At 70.5% G+C, this 19,160-nt stretch carries 15 protein-coding genes; 9 read left to right on the forward strand and 6 right to left on the reverse strand.

What is annotated here, in order from left to right:
* Window positions 1-13 precede the first annotated feature (13 nt).
* From uxaC to V6R91_RS00500, 3 genes are read left to right on the forward strand one after another with little or no spacing between them, the layout of a single operon-like run.
* The gene (gene uxaC, locus V6R91_RS00490) at window positions 14-1,558 is read left to right on the forward strand and encodes a glucuronate isomerase (protein WP_336393638.1); all 1,545 of its coding nucleotides are present in this window, start codon (window positions 14-16) and stop codon (window positions 1,556-1,558) included.
* Complete coding sequence (manD, locus tag V6R91_RS00495) at window positions 1,555-2,793, forward strand: D-mannonate dehydratase ManD (protein ID WP_336393639.1); 1,239 nt, start codon at window positions 1,555-1,557, stop codon at window positions 2,791-2,793. The genes uxaC and manD (V6R91_RS00495) overlap by 4 nt, the downstream gene beginning before the upstream one ends.
* A gap of 47 nt (window positions 2,794-2,840) precedes the next feature.
* Window positions 2,841-4,832 carry an alpha-glucuronidase gene (locus V6R91_RS00500; RefSeq protein ID WP_336393640.1) on the forward strand — a complete coding sequence of 664 codons (1,992 nt, stop codon included), beginning with the start codon at window positions 2,841-2,843 and terminating at the stop codon, window positions 4,830-4,832.
* 12 nt (window positions 4,833-4,844) lie between these two features.
* On the opposite strand, the gene V6R91_RS00505 is transcribed toward V6R91_RS00500, so the two are convergent.
* From V6R91_RS00505 to V6R91_RS00525, 5 genes are all read right to left on the reverse strand, one after another.
* On the reverse strand, window positions 4,845-5,537 hold the full coding sequence (locus V6R91_RS00505; RefSeq protein ID WP_336393641.1) for a DUF624 domain-containing protein: 693 nt from the start codon (window positions 5,535-5,537) through the stop codon (window positions 4,845-4,847).
* Between the two features lie 35 nt (window positions 5,538-5,572).
* Window positions 5,573-7,585: a beta-galactosidase gene (locus V6R91_RS00510; RefSeq protein ID WP_336393642.1), complete on the reverse strand. Its 2,013-nt coding sequence runs from the start codon at window positions 7,583-7,585 to the stop codon at window positions 5,573-5,575.
* A 133-nt stretch (window positions 7,586-7,718) separates the two neighbouring features.
* On the reverse strand, window positions 7,719-9,398 hold the full coding sequence (locus V6R91_RS00515) for an ABC transporter substrate-binding protein (protein ID WP_336393643.1): 1,680 nt from the start codon (window positions 9,396-9,398) through the stop codon (window positions 7,719-7,721).
* Window positions 9,399-9,436: 38 nt separating this feature from the next.
* The gene (locus tag V6R91_RS00520) at window positions 9,437-10,360 is read right to left on the reverse strand and encodes a carbohydrate ABC transporter permease (RefSeq protein WP_378880243.1); all 924 of its coding nucleotides are present in this window, start codon (window positions 10,358-10,360) and stop codon (window positions 9,437-9,439) included.
* Between the two features lie 20 nt (window positions 10,361-10,380).
* Entirely contained in the window at window positions 10,381-11,295 is a 915-nt protein-coding gene (locus tag V6R91_RS00525; protein WP_336395008.1) for an ABC transporter permease, read from the reverse strand.
* A 286-nt stretch (window positions 11,296-11,581) separates the two neighbouring features.
* Between V6R91_RS00525 and V6R91_RS00530 the strand changes: the two genes are divergently transcribed.
* From V6R91_RS00530 to V6R91_RS00555, 6 genes are all read left to right on the forward strand, one after another.
* Window positions 11,582-12,589: an acetylxylan esterase gene (locus V6R91_RS00530; RefSeq protein WP_336393644.1), complete on the forward strand. Its 1,008-nt coding sequence runs from the start codon at window positions 11,582-11,584 to the stop codon at window positions 12,587-12,589.
* Window positions 12,586-13,908, forward strand: a complete 1,323-nt coding sequence (locus tag V6R91_RS00535) for a mannitol dehydrogenase family protein (protein WP_336393645.1) — start codon at window positions 12,586-12,588, stop codon at window positions 13,906-13,908. The genes V6R91_RS00530 and V6R91_RS00535 overlap by 4 nt, the downstream gene beginning before the upstream one ends.
* Window positions 13,909-13,938: 30 nt before the next feature.
* Entirely contained in the window at window positions 13,939-15,177 is a 1,239-nt protein-coding gene (gene manD, locus V6R91_RS00540; protein WP_336393646.1) for a D-mannonate dehydratase ManD, read from the forward strand.
* A 107-nt stretch (window positions 15,178-15,284) separates the two neighbouring features.
* A complete protein-coding gene (locus V6R91_RS00545) occupies window positions 15,285-16,292 on the forward strand; it encodes a LacI family DNA-binding transcriptional regulator (protein WP_336393647.1) in 1,008 nt (335 codons plus the stop codon).
* Window positions 16,293-16,546: 254 nt separating this feature from the next.
* Complete coding sequence (locus V6R91_RS00550; RefSeq protein ID WP_336393648.1) at window positions 16,547-16,840, forward strand: hypothetical protein; 294 nt, start codon at window positions 16,547-16,549, stop codon at window positions 16,838-16,840.
* Between the two features lie 33 nt (window positions 16,841-16,873).
* Entirely contained in the window at window positions 16,874-18,037 is a 1,164-nt protein-coding gene (locus tag V6R91_RS00555; protein WP_336393649.1) for an ROK family protein, read from the forward strand.
* A gap of 9 nt (window positions 18,038-18,046) precedes the next feature.
* On the opposite strand, the gene V6R91_RS00560 is transcribed toward V6R91_RS00555, so the two are convergent.
* Window positions 18,047-19,042, reverse strand: a complete 996-nt coding sequence (locus tag V6R91_RS00560; protein WP_336393650.1) for a LacI family DNA-binding transcriptional regulator — start codon at window positions 19,040-19,042, stop codon at window positions 18,047-18,049.
* Window positions 19,043-19,160 lie beyond the last annotated feature (118 nt).

Below are 19,160 nucleotides of genomic sequence, written 5' to 3' on the forward strand. Positions count from 1 at the left end.
GAGGAGCTCCCCCATGTCGGTCCACGGCCGCGACGACGCGCCCACCGCCCAGCAGCGTTTGCACCCCGATCGCGCCCTGCCGGCGGACCCCGGCGTGCGGGCTCTGGCCCGTCGCATCCTCGATCGGACGGCGGCGCTTCCCATCGTCTCGATGCACGGTCACGTCGACGTCGACATGCTCGCCGACGACGAGGCCTTCTCCGACCCGTCGTCGCTGCTCGTGAGCCCCGACCACTACCTGGTGCGCATGCTGGTCTCGCAATCCACCGCACCCGGAGCGGTGCGGGATTCGGGGGTGCGCACGGTGGCCGACCTCGGCGCGGGGGCCTCACGCGGCGCGGCGGTCGAGACCGACCCGCGCGCGATCTGGCGGCGCTTCTGCGCCGGCTGGCCGGCGCTGCGCGGCACGCCCACCCGCTTCTGGCTCGAGCACGTCCTCGCCGAGGTCTTCGAGGCGCCGCAGCGCCCCTCCCCCGAGACGGCGGATGCCCTCTACGACCACATCGCGGACCGTCTCGGCCGCCCGGAGTACCGACCGCGGGCGCTGTTCGAGCGCTTCGGCATCGAGCTGCTCGCGACGACGGACCCGGCCACCTCCGACCTCGCAGGCCACGGCCGGCTGGCGGCGGACGGGTGGGGAGACCGGGTCATCCCGACGTTCCGACCCGACCCGCTCCTGGAGCCTGTGCGCGGGGACTGGACCCGGCAGCTCGATGCCCTCAGCGAGAGCGCGGGGATCGACGCGCACGACTATGACGGCTACGTCGACGCCCTCCGCGCGCGACGGCGGGCATTCGCGGACGCGGGCGCCCGCGCCTCCGATCACGGTCACCGCTCCGCCGTCATGGCGCCGCTCGAGACCGACGAGGCCCGCAGGCTGTTCGCCGCGGCACGTGACGGCGGCATCGATCCGGCATCCGCGTCTGCGTTCACCGGCCACATGCTGTTCGCGATGGCCGAGATGGCCACCGACGACGGCCTGGTGATGCAGCTGCACCCCGGCGTCATGCGCGACCATGACCGCGGCGTCGCGGAGCGCTTCGGGCACGACATCGGCTACGACGTCCCGGTCGCCGCCGAGTTCACGCGCGCGCTGCGTCCCGTGCTCGAGGCGTTCGGTCACCACGAGGACTTCCGTCTCATCGTCTTCACCGTGGATGAGACGGTCTACTCGCGCGAGCTCGCCCCGCTCGCCGGCGTGTACCCCGCGATGCGCCTCGGCGCGCCGTGGTGGTTCCTCGACACGCCCGACGCCATGCGCCGATTCCGTGAGGCGATCGGAGACACCGCGGGCCTGCGCAACACGAGCGGGTTCGTCGACGACACCCGCGCCTTCTGCTCCATCCCCGCCCGTCACGACCTCTCGCGCCGCATCGACGCCGGGCATCTCGCCCGGCTGGTCGCCGAGCACCGGCTCGACCTCGACGAGGCCATCGAGTCGGCGGTCGAGCTCGCCTACACCCTGCCGCGCGAGAGCTACCCCGCGCCGAGACGCGCCGGCGCGGCCCAGGCGGCAGCCGGCGCGGTGTCCCACCCGGCGTCCGAGGCGCTCGCATGACGACGGTCGCGCGCATCCGATCGGCGGAGGTGCTGGTCAGCAGTCCGTCCCGCAACTTCGTCACCCTGCGCATCACGACCGACGACGGCGTGGTGGGCCTCGGCGACGCCACGCTGAACGGCCGCGAGCTCGCCGTCGCGTCCTACCTGCGCGACCACGTCGTGCCGCTGCTCATCGGTCGAGACGCGCACCGCATCGAAGACACCTGGCAGTTCCTGTACCGCTCGGCATACTGGCGCCGCGGACCGGTCACGATGAGCGCCGTCGCCGCGGTGGACATGGCACTGTGGGACATCAAGGGCCGGCTCGCGGGCATGCCGGTCCACCAGCTGCTGGGCGGAGCGTCCCGCGACGGATGCCTCGTCTACGCGCACGCGTCGGGCGCCGACCTGGAGGACCTCGGCGATTCCGTCCGCGCGCGCCTCGACGAGGGGTATCGCGCGATCCGGCTGCAGGTCGCGGTGCCCGGGATGGGCGGCGGGTACGGCATCGCCTCCGCGCGTGCGAGCGGCGGTCGTTACACCTACGAGCCCGCCAAGCGCGCAGGCCTCCACATCGAGGAGGGGTGGGACTCGCGTCGCTACCTGCGGTACGCCCCCGAGCTCTTCGAGTGGGCACGGGCCGAGTTCGGGCCCGAGGTGATGCTCCTGCACGATGTGCACCATCGCCTGACTCCGATCGAGGCGGGGCGGCTCGGGCGCGCGCTCGAGCCCTACGACCTGTTCTGGCTGGAGGACTGCACCCCGGTGGAGAACCAGGAGTCGCTCCGGCTCGTGCGCCGGCACACGACGACGCCGTTGGCGATCGGCGAGGTGCTGAACTCGGTGTGGGACTTCCGGACCCTCATCCAGGAGCAGCTCATCGACTACGTCCGCGCGTCGGTCACCCACACCGGCGGCATCACGCACCTGAAGCGCCTGTTCGACTTCGCCGCGCAGTACCAGGTCAAGTCGGGAAGCCACGGCCCCACCGACATCTCGCCGGTGGGGATGTCGGCCGCCCTGCACCTGGGCCTGGCGATCCACAACTTCGGAATCCAGGAGCACATGGCGCACCACGAGCTGACCCACGAGGTCTTCCGCACGTCGTACCGCTTCGCCGACGGCTTCCTGCACCCGGGCGATTCCCCGGGGCTCGGCGTCGACTACGACGACGCGGCCGCCGAGCGCTTCCCCTACGAACCCGCCTTCCTGCCCGCGGCGAGGCTGGTCGACGGCACCGTCCACGACTGGTGAGCCCCGGGCGCCGGCATCCATCCCCCACCACCGACGATGAGGTACGCATGACTTCCGACGCATCCGGCCATCCCGTGCGCGAGCACCCGATGTGGCTGCCCGACGACCGCCTGGCGGCCCTGCGCGGCCGCACCGTCTCCGTCCTCGGGGAAGGGGACGTGGTCGACACCGTCCGCGCCGAGGCGGCGAGGGCGGGGATGACGGATGCCACAACCGCTGCGGACGTGCTGATCCTGTCGGCCGACGACGCCGCCGCTCACGGTCTCGCGGATCTGCCGACCGCCGGACTGGGCGCCGAGGGCTTCGTCCACGAGGTGCGGGATGGCCGGGTCGTGGTCGCGTACGGCGGGCCGAACGGAGCGCTCTACGGCTGGTTCCACCACGTGCGGCACCTCGCACTCGGCGGCGGCGACGGGACCACGCGGCACGAGCCGCTGCACGAGCTGCGGATGCTGGACCACTGGGACAACGTCGCGGTCCATCCCTATATGGGGCAGGTCGAGCGCGGCTATGCCGACGGGTCGGTCTTCTACGAGGACGGGATGCTGCGTGACGACCTCTCGCGCGTCGAGCGCTACGCGCGGCTGCTCGCGTCGATCGGCATCAACCGCGTCACGATCAACAACGTCAACGTCGGGCGGCGCGAGGCACGCCTGCTCACCGACGACCTCGGCAGCGTCGAGCGCCTGGCCGCGATCTTCCGCCCCTGGGGCATCCGGACGCACCTGTCGATCAACTTCGCGTCACCGCTGACGCTGGGCGATCTGGACACCTCGGATCCGCTCGATCCCGCAGTGCAGCGCTGGTGGACGGATGCCGCGGCCCGCGTCTACGCGCGGATCCCCGACTTCGGCGGGTTCCTGGTGAAGGCCGATTCGGAGGGGCAGCCCGGGCCCTACGCGTATGGCCGCGACCACGCCGACGGCGCGAACATGCTCGCCCGCGCGCTGGCGCCGCACGACGGCCTCGTGCACTGGCGGGCGTTCGTCTACAACCACCGGCAGGACTGGCGCGACCGCACGACCGACCGGGCGCGCGCCGCCTACGACACCTTCGCGCCCCTCGACGGACGCTTCGACGACAACGTCGTGCTGCAGGTGAAGTTCGGCCCGCTCGACTTCCAGGTGCGGGAGCCGGTCTCGCCGGTCATCCCGGCGATGACCCGCACGCGGGTCGCCCTTGAGCTGCAGGTGACGCAGGAGTACACCGGCCAGCAGCAGCACGCGGTGTACCTCGGCCCGCAGTGGAGCGAGATCCTCGCGTTCCGGCCGACCGGCGACGACGGGCCGGAGCTCGCCCAGATCGTCCGCGGTGGGATCGCGGCGGTGGCGAACGTGGGCGCGGACGCGTTCTGGACGGGCCACCCGCTCGCGCAGGCCAACCTGTACGCCTACGGGCGACTGGCGTGGGATCCGGCACTCGAGCCCGGGACGATCCTGGACGAGTGGATCGCACTCACCTTCGGTGAGGACGAGACGACGCGCCGCGGCATCCGCTCGATCCTGGACGACTCGTGGCGGACGTACGAGTCGTACACCGCACCCCTCGGCGTGTGCTTCATGGTGAGCCCGCTGAACCGCCACTACGGCCCCGACGTCGACGGTTACGAGTACTCCGCGTGGGGCACGTACCACTTCGCCGATCGCGACGGCATCGGCGTCGACCGCACGGTGGCGACCGGCACCGGATACGCGGGCCAGTACGCCGAGCCGTGGGCGAGCCGGTACGAGTCCCTCGACACGGTGCCCGACGAGCTGATCCTCTTCTTCCATCACGTGCCCTACACCCACCGGCTCCACAGCGGCCGGACGGTCATCCAGCACATCTACGACACCCACTTCGCCGGCGTCGAGCGCGTGCGCGAGATGGTGGCGGCGTGGGACGCGCTGCAAGGCCGCCTGCCGGAGGACGTGCACGCCCGCGGGCGGGAGCGCTTCGCGGAGCAGCTGCGTTCGGCGACCGAGTGGCGCGATCAGATCAACACGTACTTCTGGCGCAAGTCCGGGATCGCCGACGAGGCCGGGCGCACGATCTTCTGAGCGCGACCGGCGTCACTCGGCGTCGGCGGTGAACCGGGCCGTGACGTCGGCGATCATCGGACGCGCGTTGGCGCCCGCGAACACCGCGAAGACGACGGCGGCGAGCGCCAGCATCCAGTCCGACCCGAACGTCACGAGCGCGGTCGCCAGCACGAGGTACGAGGCGGCGCCGAGGGTCACGAGCGGCTTCGCGGCGAGGTAGTACAGCGCGAGGCGGGCGATGTCGCGCGCTCGGAAGCGGAAGAACGACGCGATCACCAGGGCGTGCGACGACCACAGCGCGAGGGCGACCAGCAGCACGATCGCGGCCCCTCCGAAGAACAGGTCCACGCCCGCCGCCGTGCCGAAGGCGATCGTGGTGCCGAGCACCGTCGCGAGTGCGAGGGCAGGGATCCAGACCCAGAGCACGTCGCGGAGGTTGCGGACATACGCGCGCCAGTATCGCGGCCAGACGTTCGCCTCGTCGGCCGACGCCCGCGCCGCCATCGTCGAGACGGCCGCCGAGAACGCGGGGCCGAGCGGCACGAGGCACAGGGCGTACAGCGGGATGTTGCTCGGATGACGCTCGAGCAGCAGGATGCCGGCGAGCCCCGGTGCGGCCGCCAGCAGGAAGCAGCACTCGACGACGACGTACCAGTACACCACCGTCGTCGCGCGCCAGAACGCGCCCTGGCGAGGGTCCGGAGACGACGCGGGAGTGGTCACGCGATCCATCCTGCCGGGCGTCGGCGCACCCGGCATCAGCCCGCCTCGATCACGGCCACACCGTTCACGCCGAGCCGCAGGGGCTCGCCGGCGGTCACGACGCGCCCCGACAGGATGTCCGTCCCGGTGAACGGGGAGTCCACCTCCACCTCGGCTCCGCTGTGGTTGAGCACGAACTCGTACCGGCGCCCGTCGATCTCGCGCGTCGTGTGCTCGAGGTCCGGCACGTCGGCGAAGACTCCCAGCAGCCCTTGCTCCCCCAGCGCGTGGCGGATCACCCAGTCGACGCCGCGCTGGTCGAGGCAGGCGCCGACGTACCAGGCCGAGCCGTCGCCGATGTCGTTCCGGGTGACGGCGGGCGTGCCGGCGTAGAAGTCCTGCGTGTAGGAGCCGACCGGCTCGGCGCCCTGCGGGATCACCAGATCGAAGACGAGGGAGGCCTCGCTGCGCACCTCGGGCTCACCGGGACGCGAGAGCACGACGGTGTTCGTCTGCGCCGGCGGCAGCGAATCGGTCTCGTCGACCCGCACGCCGACGATCGGGGCGAGGGGACCGGGAACGTCGAGGAGGAAGGCGTTGTCGTCCTCGTCCACGCGTCCCGAGAGGACGGTGGTCACGACGGTGCCGCCGCGGCGTGCGACCGCTTCGAGCCGGGCGGCGGTGTCGCCCTTGACCATGTGGAGGAACGGGGCGACCACGACGTCGTAGCCCGACAGGTCGGCGCTGACCGGCACGACGTCGAGCACGGCGCCTGCCTGCCACAGCGCCTCGTGATAGAGCACCATCTGCTTCTCGTACTTGACGAACCGACTGGGCCCGTCCGAGATCTCGAGGGCCCACCAAGAGTCCCAGTCGAACAGCACGGCAACCCGCGCCGGCGTCCGCGAGCCCAGCAGCCGGTCCCCGACCGCCGCGAGCTCCGCGCCGAGGTCCGCGACCTCGCGGAACGCCCGGGTGTCGGTGCGGCCCGCGTGGTTGAGGACCGCGCCGTGGTACTTCTCCGACGCCCCCTTGCTGTGGCGCATCTGAAAGAACAGCACCGAGTCCGAGCCGTGGGCGACGGCCTGCCACGACCAGAGCCTCATCTGGCCCGGTCGCTTGACCGGGTTGTAGTCGCGCGTGGATGTCATGGTCGGCGTCTGCTCCATGAGCCAGAACGGCTGGCCGCCCTTGATCCCGCGCATGAGCGCGTGGCTGAGCGCCTGACGCGAGACCGGCGACCCGTCGGTGGGGTAGTTGTCCCACGAGGCGAAGTCCAGGTCGTCGGCCCACCGGTGGTAGTCCAGGTGGCGGTAGATCGCCATCATGTTCGTGGTCGCAGGCAGGTCCGAGTGCTCGCGGATCGCCGCCTTCTCGTCGCGGTACGACCGCAGGATGTTGTCGGTGTTGAACCGGTGGTAGTCCAGCGTGATCCCCTGGAAGGCCGTGTGGTCCGGGCTCTTCCAGTGCTCGGAGAGGGTGTTCGGCGGCACGATCTGGTCCCAGTCCGTGAACCGGTGCGACCAGAAGGCGGCGTTCCACGCGTCGTTGAGGCGGTCGAGCGATCCGTAGCGGTCCCGCAGCCAGAGGCGGAACTCCGCCGCGCACAGCTCGCAGTAGCACAGCCCGCCGTACTCGTTGTTGATGTGCCACGCGACGACCGCGGGATGACCGGCGTACCTCTCGGCGACCCGGCCGGCCATCGCCGTGGCGAGCCGGCGGTAGTTCGGCGAGCTCGTGCAGGCGTTGTGGCGCACGCCGTAGACGTGGCGGCGCCCCTCGAAGTCGACGCGGCACACGTCGGGGTACGCGGTCGCCAGCCACGGCGGCACCGCGGCCGTCCCGGTGGCCAGGCAGACCTTCCGCCCCTCCGCGTGGGCGCGCTCGATGATGCGGTCGAGCACCGAGAAGTCGTAGGTCTCCTCGTCGGGCTGGGTCAGCGACCACGAGAACACCCCGACGGTCAGCAGGTCGATGCCGGCGAGGTCGAAGGCGCGGTGGTCCTCGTCCCACACCTCCTCGGCCCACTGCTCCGGGTTGTAGTCGCCCCCGTAGGGGATCTTGTCCATGGCGGGGAGTGTCATCGTTTGCGGCTCCAGGTGGCGGTTCGGCAGGGTGGCAGAGGGCGGATGCCGTAAGCCGGCGTCCGGTCGCGGGAACGGCCCCGCGTCCAGACAAGGACGCGGGGCCGCACGGGCCGTATCAGTTGTTCGCGGCGTAGCGCTCCTGCGCGGCGTTGACGATGTCGAGGTACGCGGGCATGTTCATTCCCTCGAGCTCGGAGACGTAATCGTCCCACTCATCCATCGAGCGCTGGCCCAGGATGAACGACGCCGTGTTCTGCCAGACGTGGTCCTTGAGCGCCGACTGGTACAGCGACACCTGCTCGCGCTCGATCTCGTCGAGCGGTGCGGGCGGGGGCAGCTCGAGGACCTTCTTGGACGACATCGACTCGACGAACTCGAGCGCCTCCGGTCGCAGCATCGACCGGTCGAGGGCGAGCGTCGATCCGTGCACGAGCGTGAACACGCCGTTGGAGAAGCCATAGTCGGCCTGCAGGTTCTCAGGCGCGCCCGGGTTGAGGCCCATCGCGGTGATGTTCTCGTTGAGCACCCAGGTGTCGTCGCCCTCCTTCTCGTAGGTGACGCCCTCGACGCCCCACTTGGCGAACTCGAGTCCTTCGTCGGAGTAGTAGAGCCAGTCCAGGAACTGCAGCAGCGCGAGGAAGTTCTCCGACTCCGCGACCTCCGACGAGAGCATGAATCCGCTCACGAGCCGCTGGCCGGACTGGAAGTTGTCGCCGGCGGGTCCTGCGGGCACGCGGATCATGCCGATCTCGGCATCCGTTCCGAGCTCTTCGATCGTCGACCGATAGCGCACGATCTCCTGGTCGTTGGTCCCGATCGCGAGGGCTTGGCCCGACGCGAACTTCTGCAGGGCCTGGTCATCATCCTGCGTGATGGCTTCGGGGTCGAGAAGACCCTCCTCGACGAGCGAGGCGTAGTACTCGACCAGGTCGCGATAGCCGTCGGTCGCGCCGGTGTACTCGAACTCCTCGCCGTTCCACCACAGACCCTCGCCGAAGCCCCAGCCCGCCGAGGTGCCGAAGTTCGGCGACACGAAGCCGAGCGTGCCCTCGATCGGCCCGTTGGCCGACCACCGGTCGGTCATGGGGTAAAGGTCCGGGTAGGCCTCCTTGACGGTGCGGAGCTGCTCGGCGAACTCCTCGAAGGTCGCCGGCTCGAGGCTGAGGCCGAGCTCCTCCCAGATGTCGGTACGCACCGCGTACGAGTATTCGGGACGCGGCTCCTCACGGAAACCGGGGAAGACGTAGTACTTGCCGTCCTCCTGACGGAGCTGGTCGAGGTCGGCCTCCATGTCCCACTTCTCGACCTTGTCCATGTAGTTGGGCATGTACTGCACGAAGTCGCTCGCCGGGAGGATGGCACCGCCCGAGACGAACGCGACCTCTTGGCCCGGGTACGTCACGGAGATGATGTCGGGCGCGTCGCCGGCGCCGATCACGAGCGACTTGCGCTGATCCCACTCCGACAGCGGCGCGCTGACGACGTCGAATGTGACTTTCTGGTTCGCCTCGAGCTCTTCGAAGATCAGCCAGTTCTCGTCGATCGGGTAGTTGGGGTGATCCCGATAGAACAGCCCGAATTCGAGCGGCTCGGTCGCAGTGAAGGTGTCACCGACCCCGTAGTCCTCCATGGCCCCGACGTCCTTGCCGGTGAAGTCGAAGTCGCCGCCTTCAGCGGCTCCGCCGTCGTCGGGCGCGCTGCAGCCGCTCAGGACCAGGGCGCCGGCGGCGAGCAGCGCACCGGCGAGCATCGCGCCGCGTCGCGCGCGTCCCTTCGGTCGTATCTGCTGTGTCATCGGGATTCCTTTCTTGGGGGTGGTTCCGGGGGAGGGTGTCACTGCTTGACGGAGCCGAGCATGACCCCGGAGACGAAGTACTTCTGGATGAACGGGTAGAGGCACACGATGGGCAGCACGGTGAGGAGCATCGTCACGGCCTTGACGTTGGAGGCGACCTGCGCCGTCTCGCCGGAGCCCATCCCCGCGCCGAGGGACTCCCCGCCGGTCGCAGCCGCAAGCAGATTCCGCAGGTAGACCGTGACGGGGTACAGCTCCGACCGGTCCATGTAGAGGAACGCCGTGAACCACGAGTTCCAGAACGAGACCGCGTAGAAGAGCACCATGGTCGCGATCACCGCCTTGCTGAGAGGCAGCACGATTCGCAGCAGGATGCCGTAGGTGGTGAGCCCGTCGATCGCGGCGGCCTCCTCGAGGTCCTCGGGGAAGTTCTCGAAGAAGGCCTTCATCACCAGCAGGTTGAAGATGCTGATCGCGTTGGGGATGACGATCGCCCAGATCGTGTTCTTGAACCCGAGGGTGTTGATGAGGATGTAGTTCGGGATCAGTCCGCCGTTGAAGAACATCGTGAAGACGGCGATCCCGATGAAGACGGCGCGCCCCTTCAGATGCCTCTTCGACAGCGCGTAGGCGAACGACGTGGTGAGCACCATCGCGATCGCGGTCGCGACGACCGTGTAGATCACGGTGTTGCCGTAGTTGCGCCAGAACAGCGGATCGCTCATCACGTAGCCGAACGTGGTGACGTTGAATCCCATCGGGATCAGGTTCACCTGGCCCGAGTTGATGTACGCCTCCGAGCTGAACGCCTGCGCGACGACGTTGAGGAACGGGTACAGCGTGATGAAGCAGATGGCGACGATGAGGACGCCGTTGACCACCCGGAAGGCCGTGTAGCTGCGGGAGTCCTTGATCCCGCCGTGGGTCGACGGCCGGAAGATGCGGTCGGCGCGGCTGCGCACCGGAGTGCGGATGCTGGAGGTCACCACAGGCTCGTCCCCACGGTTCGACGCGAGATGGCGTTGGCGGTCAGAATCAACGTCAGGCCGATCAGCGCCTCGAACAGGCCGATCGCCGTGGCGTAGGAGAAGTTGCTGGAGATGATGCCCACCCGGTAGAGGTACGTGGATATGACGTCTGCTGTCGGATACAGCAGCGGGTTGTACAGCAGCAGCACCTTCTCGAACCCGACGGCCATGAACGTGCCGATGTTGAGGATGAGCAGCACGATCATGGTGGGCCGGATGCCGGGCAGCGTGACGTGCCAGATCTGCCGCCAGCGGCTCGCGCCGTCGATACGGGCTGCTTCGTAGAGCTGCGGGTCGATGGTGGTGAGCGCGGCGAGATAGAGGATCGTCCCCCAGCCCACCGTCTGCCAGATCTCGGAGCTCACATAGATGGTGCGGAACCACTCGGGCAGCTGCATGAAGGGGATGGCCTCGCCGCCGAAGAACTCGATCCCCTGGTTGATCGACCCGCGCAGCGCCGTGAGCTGGAGCACCATGCCGGCGACGATGACGATCGACATGAAGTGGGGGAGGTACGAGATCGACTGTGCGACCCGCTTGAACCGGTGGGACCGCAGCTCGTTGAACATCAGGGCGAGGATGATCGGGAGCGGGAAGACGATCGCGAGGGTGAGTCCGCCGAGGATCGCGGTGTTCCAGAACGCGCGCCAGAAGGTCGGGTCGTTGATGAAGAGCTCGACGTAGCGCAGCCCCACCCACTCGTCGCCGAACATGCTGCCGCCCGGGCGGAAGCGGCGGAAGGCGATGATGTTGCCCGCCATCGGCACGTAGCGGAAGATCAGCAGGAAGACGATCGGCAGCACCAGCAGCGAGTAGAGCCGCCAGTCCTTCTTGAGGGCTCGCCGCCAGGTCCTGCGCTGCTTCGGCACGCGAGAGCGCCCGCCGCGACCGGCGTTGCGCCGCTCGTCCTCGGCCTCTTCGCGCAGCTCGATCGCGTCGGCGATGACGACGTTGCTGTTGACGGACACTGCGCTCCTTTGCGGGGTGGTCGGCAGCCTCGGAAGGGCCTCGATTCGTGCAGAAAGTTTCGACTTCCCGTTCGATACACGATGACGGTAGCCTCTGGGGAAGGCAATGTCAACGTTTTCATTTGGCAGCGCCGACGAGGGACCGCCGAGTCGGGCGCCCCTCGAGATGAAGGGAGAACCGCCGCCGATGGCGCACTTCGACTTGCCCGAGCCGCAGCTGCGGGCATACCGCCCGGAGGTCTCCGAGCCCTCCGGATTCGACGATTTCTGGCGCGAGACGCTCGCGACGTCGCGAGCCGCGGGAAGCGGCATCCGTCGCTCTCCGGCGCCGTCGCCGCTCGACCTCGTGACCGTCGAGGACGTCGTCTTCCCCGGATTCGCGGGCGAGCCGGTGCACGCGTGGCTGATCCTGCCCGCAGGCGTCCGCGAGCCGCTGCCCGCCGTCGCGGAGTTCGTCGGCTACGGTCGCGGCCGGGGCCTCCCGCACGAGCGGCTGCACTGGCCGACGGCGGGTTTCGCGCAGCTCATCGTCGACACGCGAGGCCAGGGGTCGACCTGGGGGACCGGCGGGCAGACGCCCGATCCGCACGGCGCCGGGCCCGCGACGGCGGGATTCCTCACGCGCGGCATCGAGGACCCGCGCGAGTTCTACTACCGGCGCGTCTTCACCGACGCGGTGCGGGCCGTCGACGCGCTGCGCGAGGTGGCGGAGGTCGATCCCGAGCGCATCGCGGTCACCGGCAACAGCCAGGGCGGAGCGATCGCGATCGCGGCCGCCGGCCTGTCCGACGGGCTCGCCGGCGCGCTCCCCTCGGCGCCGATCCTGTGCGACCTCCCCCGCGTGGTCGGGCTCACCGACGCCGACCCGCACGCCGAGCTCACGCGGTATCTCTCGGTGCATCGCGACTCGGCCGAGCGGGTGTTCCAGACGCTGTCGTACTTCGACGGCGTGGCCTTTGCACGGCGGGCGACGGCTCCCGCGCTCTTCGGCGCGGGCCTCATGGACACCGTCGCGCCGCCCTCGGGCGTCTTCGCGGCCGCGAACCACTGGGCGGCCGGCGCCGACGTGGTCGCGTACCCGTGGAACGGCCACGAGGGCGGCGAGGGGGCGCACTGGGTGCGTCAGGCGGAGTGGCTCCGCGACCGCGTCGGACAGCCGGACCGGATGCCGGTGGGCGCGAAGGCGGCGTCATGACTCCCGATCCCCTCACCCGCCTGCACCGCGACCGGCTCGTCACCGCGGGGCTGGCCCGCCCCGCGGCGCCGGTGCGGATCGTCCACCTCGGCATCGGCGCCTTCCACCGCACGCACCAGGCGTGGTATACCGCGCGCGCCGGCGACGCCGCCGGCTGGGGGATCGCGGGATTCACCGGCCGCGGTCCGCGGGTCGCCGAACAGCTCGAGGCCCAGGGTGGCGTGTACACCCTCATCGAGCGGGACCGCGACGGCGACCGGTTCGCCTTCGTCGACAGCATCGCCGAGGCCCGGCCCGCGAGCGACCTGGCGCGGTTGGTCGAGCTGGTGTCGCACCCCGCGACGGCGATCGTCACCCTCACCGTCACGGAGGCGGGCTACCACCTCGGCGCCGACGGCCTCATCGACCCCGCCGATCCCGACCTCGCCGCGGACCTCGCCGCGCTGCGCGACGGTGATCCGGCACGCCTGCGCACACCGGTCGGCCGGCTCACCCACGCCCTGGCCGAGCGGGCCGCTCGCGGCGGCGGACCGATCGCCGTCGTCCCCTGCGACAACCTGCCCGGCAACGGCGCCACGATACGCCGCGCCGTCCGCGACATCGCCGCCGCAGCCGGGTGGGATGCCGCGTCCTGGCCGGTCTCGTTCGTCTCGACGAGCGTCGACCGCATCACCCCCCACACCACCGACGAGGACCTGCGCGCGGTCGAGGCGTCGACCGGCTTCCGCGACGAGGCCGCCGTGGTGGCGGAGCCCTTCTCGGACTGGGTGCTCGCCGGCGACTTCCCGGCGGGACGGCCGCGTTGGGAGGACGCCGGCGCCCGATTCGTCGACGACATCGAACCCTTCGAGCGCCGCAAGCTCCTCGTGCTGAACGGGGGGCACCTGGCCCTGGCGTTCCGCGGCCTGCTGCGCGGCCATGAGACGGTCGCGGACGCCATGTCCGATCCCGCGTGCCGCGAGGTGCTCGACCGGTTCTGGGACGAGGCCGAACGCGCGGTCGGCGGGGGCGCCGACACCGCCGGTTACCGGCGCGACCTCGTCGAGCGCTTCGAGAACGGACGGATCGCGCACCGCCTCCGTCAGATCGCCGTGGACACCGCGACGAAGGTGCGGCTGCGGATCCTGCCGGTCCTCGCCGCCGAGCGCGTCGCCGGCCGCGACGCCGGCGGTGCGCTCGCCGTCATCCGCGACTGGGCCGAGGGTGCCCGGCGAGGGGCCTTTCCCGCCGGGGACCCCGACGGCCTGCTCGACCGGCTGATGACCGGAGCGAACGCGGCCGACCGCGAGCTCATCTCGTCCGCGATCGCCGCGGACTGACCCGTAGAACCGACAGAAGAGGAGACCGACATGATCATCGATCGTGCCGAGGTCATCGTGACCAGCCCGGACCGCAATTTCGTGACGTTGAAGCTCACGACCGACGACGGCCTGACCGGGCTGGGCGATGCGACGTTGAACGGGCGGGAGCTGGCGGTGGTCGCGTACCTCAGCGAGCACGTGGTGCCGCTGCTGCTGGGCAGGGACGCGCACCGCATCGAGGACACCTGGCAGTTCCTGTACCGGTCGGCGTACTGGCGGCGCGGGCCGGTCACGATGGCCGCGATCGCCGCGGTCGACATGGCGCTGTGGGACATCAAGGGCAAGGCCGCCGGCATGCCGGTGTACCAGCTGCTCGGCGGCGCGTCCCGCACCGGCCTGCTCGCCTACGGGCACGCGTCCGGCAAGGACCTGCCCGAGCTGTTCGACTCCATCCGCGCCCATCAGGCGCAGGGCTACAAGGCCATCCGGGTGCAGACCGGCGTGCCCGGCCTGAAGTCGATCTACGGCATCGCCTCCAACGCGACCTACCAGGCCAACACCGGTGTCCGCTACGACCACGAACCCGCCCAGCGCGGTGACCTGCCCAACGAGGAGGACTGGGACACCCGCTCCTACCTGCGGCACGTGCCCACCGTGTTCGAAGCGGTCCGCCAAGAGTTCGGCCCGGAACTGCCCCTGCTCCACGACGCCCACCACCGCCTCACCCCCATCCAAGCCGCGCAGCTGGGCAAGAGCATCGAACCCTACGACCTGTTCTGGCTCGAAGACTGCACCCCCGCAGAGAACCAGGAGGCGCTGCGCCTGGTCCGCCGGCACACCACCACGCCGCTGGCGATCGGCGAGATCTTCAACACGGTCTGGGACTACCAGCAGATCATCCGTGAACAGCTCATCGACTACGTCCGCTCCGCCGTCACCCACACCGGCGGCATCACCCACCTGAAGAAGGTGCTCGACTACGCCGCGCAGTACCAGATCAAATCCGGCATGCACGGTCCCACCGACGTCTCCCCCGTCGGCATGGCCGCCGCCATGCACCTCGGACTCGCGATCCACAACTTCGGCATCCAGGAGTACATGCGGCACGGCACCAAGACCGACGCGGTGTTCCAGCAGTCCTTCACCTGGACAGACGGCTTCCTCCACCCCGGCGACGAACCCGGACTCGGTGTCGACCTCGACACCGACGAAGCCGGCAAATACCCCTACATCCGCGCCTACCTCCCGTACAACCGCCTCGCCGACGGCACCATCCACGACTGGTGAGCGAGCCGGAACCCCTCGCACCGGACAGCGAAACCCGGTATGGCATCCTGAACGTGGTCCCGGCGACGACGCCCAGGACAGGCGCACCACGACGCAAGGATCCGCCCATGTCGACACCGCCGCGCGTGACGCTGGCAGAGATCGCCGCGGAGGCGGGCGTCTCCCTCGCGACGATGTCGAAGGTTCTCAACGGCAGACCCGACGTCTCGCCTGCCACGCGCGCCCGGCTCGAAGAGCACCTCGCCCGGCACGGCTACACCCGGCGCAGCCAGACCCCGCGCAGCGAGTTCGTCGAACTGGTGTTCCACGAGCTGGAGCCGAGCTGGTCGATGGAGGTCATCGAGGGGGTCGAGGACATCGCGCACGCCGCCGGGCTCTCGGTCGTGCTCACCGTGAGCGGCGACCGCCACTCCCCCGCGGCGGACTGGATCGACGGGGTCCTGCGCCGCAGGCCGGTGGCTGTGGTGCTGGTGTTCTCCGACCTCGCCGAGCGCTACCGCGACAAGCTACGCTCGCGCGGCATCCCCTTCGTGATCGTCGACCCTGCCGGCGACCCGGCCCCCGACGTCCCGTCGGTCGGGTCGGCCAACTGGGCGGGCGGCCTGATGGCGACGCGCCACCTGATCGAGCTGGGGCACCGCCGGATCGCGGCCATCACCGGCCCCGAAGACATGATGTGCTCGCTCGCGCGCGTGGACGGCTACCGGTCGGCGATGAATGCGGCGGGGCTTCGCATCGACCCCGCGCTCATCCGGTTCGGCGATTTCCACACAGCCGGCGGCGAGGCCCACACGCGAGAGCTGCTGGCGCTCCCCGACCCGCCCACGGCGATCTTCGCCGGCAGCGACCTGCAGGCCCTCGGCGCGATCGCCGCGGGCTCGGCGGCGGGGCTGCGGGTGCCCGACGATCTGTCGATCGTCGGGTACGACGACATCGCGCTGGCGCGGTGGGTCAGCCCGCAGCTCACCACCGTGCACCAGCCGCTGCGACGCATGGGCGAGGAGGCGACCCGTCTCGCGCTGCGACTCGCCGACGGCGCCACGCCCGAGACCCTGCGGATGGATCTGGCGACGCACCTCGTGGTGCGCGGCAGCACGGCGCCGTATCCGTCCTGACCTCCGGCTGCGCTCCTGACCGGCGAACCCGGGCGTTCACCGGTGCGAGGCTCGGCATTCATCCGCCTCGGGTAGAACAAGGGGTGGCGGACGCCGGCTCGCGGAATCGCTTAGCGGCACCGTCCCGCAAGGTCAACCCCGATGCGCCGGAATCGTGCGGGGACCAGGATCGTTTCATCGACGAGAGGAGGCGGTCCATGGTCCTCGAAAGGCCGTCCTCACCCGCACGGCGCAGCGGTCTCCGCTCGCGCGCCATGCCTTCGCTCCGCGAGCTGCCGCCCCGCATGCCGGAGCCGCCCGCTCCCCGGGATTCCGCCGTGCGATGGGAGCGCATCGACGTCGACCGCTACGAGGTGAAGGTGCGCGGCGCCACCGTCGGCTTCATCGACGTCGTCGGCGCCGTGTTCGTCGTGCTGCAGGGCGCGCGCTACGACCGCGCCTTCGAGGTGCTCCAGACACTCGACTTCGCCGCCGCGGTGCAGTCGATCTGCCCCTCAGCCGTCGCGGACCAGACGCGGGAGAAGCCCGCAGCGCCGACCCGCCGCTGATCGCCCGCCGACGTCCGCCTCTACAGTGAGGGGATGAACGATCCGGTCGGCAGCCGCCAGGCGAATCTCTCGCGTCTGCTGCGCCTCATCCACCTCAAGGGCCCGGTCTCGCGCGCCACGTTGACGGCTGCGACCGGCCTCAACCGCTCCACCATCGCCGATCTCGTCGGCGACCTGGTCACCTCCGGCGTCGCGGAAGAGCGCGCACCCGATCCCAGCCGGCGCGTGGGGCGCCCGTCTCCGCTGGTGACCGCCGCCCCGCGCGTCATCGCCGTTGCGGCCAACCCCGAGGTCGACGCGCTGTCGATCGCCGCGGTCGGCCTCGACCGCCGCGTCCGCCGCCGCGAGCGCATCGAGATGACGGAGCTGCTGAGCCCCGAGCGCACGGCCGAGCTGATCGGCGAGCGCATCTCGTCGTGGCGGCGGGACGACCTCGCCGGATCGGTCGTCGCAAGCATCGGGATCGCCGTGCCCGGCCTCGTGCGCGGGTCGGACGGACTCGTCCGCGACGCCCCTCACCTGAAGTGGAGGGACGTCGCGCTGCGCGAGCTGGTCCAGGACGCCACCGGGCTCCCCGCGGTCGTGGGCAACGACGCGGCGATGGGCGTGGTCGCCGAGCACCTCTTCGGGGCTGCCCGGGGCATCGACGACGTCGTCTATCTCAACGGCGGCGCCAGCGGCATCGGCGGCGGGCTCATCGTGCAGGGCATCCCGGTCGGCGGCGCGTCCGGGTACTCCGGCGAGTTCGGCCAGAACCGTCCGGGCATCGCGTCCCCCACCGACAGGCGGGCGGCAGACGGCGTGCTGGAGGACGAGGTGAGCCGCGCACGCCTGCTCGCGGCGCTCGGGCGGCACAACGCCGACGAGCCGGAGCTCGCCGAGCTGCTGCGCACCTCGGACGCACCCGACGTGCTCGACGAGATCGCCCGTCAGCGCCGGATCCTCGCCACCGCCCTGGCCAACGCGGTCAACGTGCTCAACCCCGCGGTCGTGGTGCTGGGCGGCTTCCTCGCGATGCTCGCGGAGCATGACCCGTCGGGGCTGCGGCAGGCCGTCGTCTCGCAGACGATGCCGGCGAACGGCGAGGACCTGGAGATCCGGCCAGCCGCGCTGGCCGAGGACCGGCTGCTGATCGGCGCGGCCGAGGCCGCGTTCGCGGAACTGCTGCGCGATCCGTCCGTCATCGCGCTGCGCTGACCACCGCGATCAGGGCGGCGGCGCTGTCGTGGCGCGCGGCACGAGCCGGGTCGGCAGCGTCACGTGCGTGACCTCGGGGGTGTCGCCCTGCATGAGCGAGAGCAGCAGCCGCGCAGCCTCCGCGCCGAGCGTCTGCATCGGCTGGCGCACCGTCGACAGCGCCGGCGTCACCTTGGAGGCCTCCGGCACATCGTCGAATCCGATGATCGAGAGGTCGCGGGGAACATCGAGGCCGAGCTCGGCGGCCACCTTGACGATCTCCATCGCGGAGATGTCGTTCGCGGCGAAGATCGCCGTCGGCCGGTCAGGCCGTCGCAGCATCTCCAGCGCCGCCATGCGCACCGCGTCCTGGCGGTAGCTGCCCGAGCCCACCAGTGCCGGATCGATCGGCAGTCCGGCATCCGTCAGCGCACGCCGATAGCCGGCGTCGCGCGCGATGGAGGAGCGCAGGTCGGGGCGGCCGGCGATGAAGCCGATGCGGAAGTGGCCCAGCTCGATCAGATGCCGCGTCGCCTGGAGCGCCCCGCCGAAGCTGTCGCATTCGACGGTCGGCAGGTCGGCGGGACCGGTGTGGGGGTCGATCGCGACGAGCGGCACCTCCGCCCCCACGTTCACCACGGTCGGGGTGACCATGATCGCGCCGTCGATGAGCGTCCCGCTCAGCCGCGACAGCGAGCGGCGCTCCCAGCCGTCCGCCGCTCCGCGCGACCCCGAGTACGCCAGGAGGTCGTAGCGCGACTCGCGCAGCGCCTGGCCGACGCCCTTGAGGATCTCGGCGCTGAACGGCTCGAAGTCGGCGACGAGGACCCCGATGACGCCGGTCGTGCGCGAGCGCATGCTGCTGGCGATGAGGCTCGACTCGTAGCCGAGCTCCGCCACGACGGCGAGCACCCGGTCGACCGTCTCGCTGGCCACTCCGTAACGGCCGTTGACCGCCTTCGACACCGTCGCCACCGAAACGCCCGCCGCCGCGGCGACGTCGGTGATGGTGGGGCGGCGCTTCATGATCTCGAAAGCATAACGTGGTCGAAACCGTTTTCGAAAACGTTTGACAAACCTTTTGTTGCCATTTCAGACTTTTCAGGTCCGGGCCGAGCTCCGGACCGCGCGACCCCGAATCGCG

The sequence above is a fragment of the Microbacterium sp. CCNWLW41 genome, from assembly GCF_037083505.1.

What these genes read in the sequence shown, in the direction of transcription:
- uxaC (WP_336393638.1), top strand. Translation starts at nt 14, where the DNA reads ATGTCGGTCCACGGCCGCGACGACGCGCCCACCGCCCAGCAGCGTTTG.
- manD (WP_336393639.1), top strand. Translation starts at nt 1,555, where the DNA reads ATGACGACGGTCGCGCGCATCCGATCGGCGGAGGTGCTGGTCAGCAGT.
- V6R91_RS00500 (WP_336393640.1), top strand. Translation starts at nt 2,841, where the DNA reads ATGACTTCCGACGCATCCGGCCATCCCGTGCGCGAGCACCCGATGTGG.
- V6R91_RS00510 (WP_336393642.1), bottom strand. Translation starts at nt 7,585, where the DNA reads ATGGACAAGATCCCCTACGGGGGCGACTACAACCCGGAGCAGTGGGCC.
- V6R91_RS00515 (WP_336393643.1), bottom strand. Translation starts at nt 9,398, where the DNA reads ATGACACAGCAGATACGACCGAAGGGACGCGCGCGACGCGGCGCGATG.
- V6R91_RS00530 (WP_336393644.1), top strand. Translation starts at nt 11,582, where the DNA reads ATGGCGCACTTCGACTTGCCCGAGCCGCAGCTGCGGGCATACCGCCCG.
- V6R91_RS00535 (WP_336393645.1), top strand. Translation starts at nt 12,586, where the DNA reads ATGACTCCCGATCCCCTCACCCGCCTGCACCGCGACCGGCTCGTCACC.
- manD (WP_336393646.1), top strand. Translation starts at nt 13,939, where the DNA reads ATGATCATCGATCGTGCCGAGGTCATCGTGACCAGCCCGGACCGCAAT.
- V6R91_RS00545 (WP_336393647.1), top strand. Translation starts at nt 15,285, where the DNA reads ATGTCGACACCGCCGCGCGTGACGCTGGCAGAGATCGCCGCGGAGGCG.
- V6R91_RS00550 (WP_336393648.1), top strand. Translation starts at nt 16,547, where the DNA reads ATGCCTTCGCTCCGCGAGCTGCCGCCCCGCATGCCGGAGCCGCCCGCT.
- V6R91_RS00555 (WP_336393649.1), top strand. Translation starts at nt 16,874, where the DNA reads ATGAACGATCCGGTCGGCAGCCGCCAGGCGAATCTCTCGCGTCTGCTG.
- V6R91_RS00560 (WP_336393650.1), bottom strand. Translation starts at nt 19,042, where the DNA reads ATGAAGCGCCGCCCCACCATCACCGACGTCGCCGCGGCGGCGGGCGTT.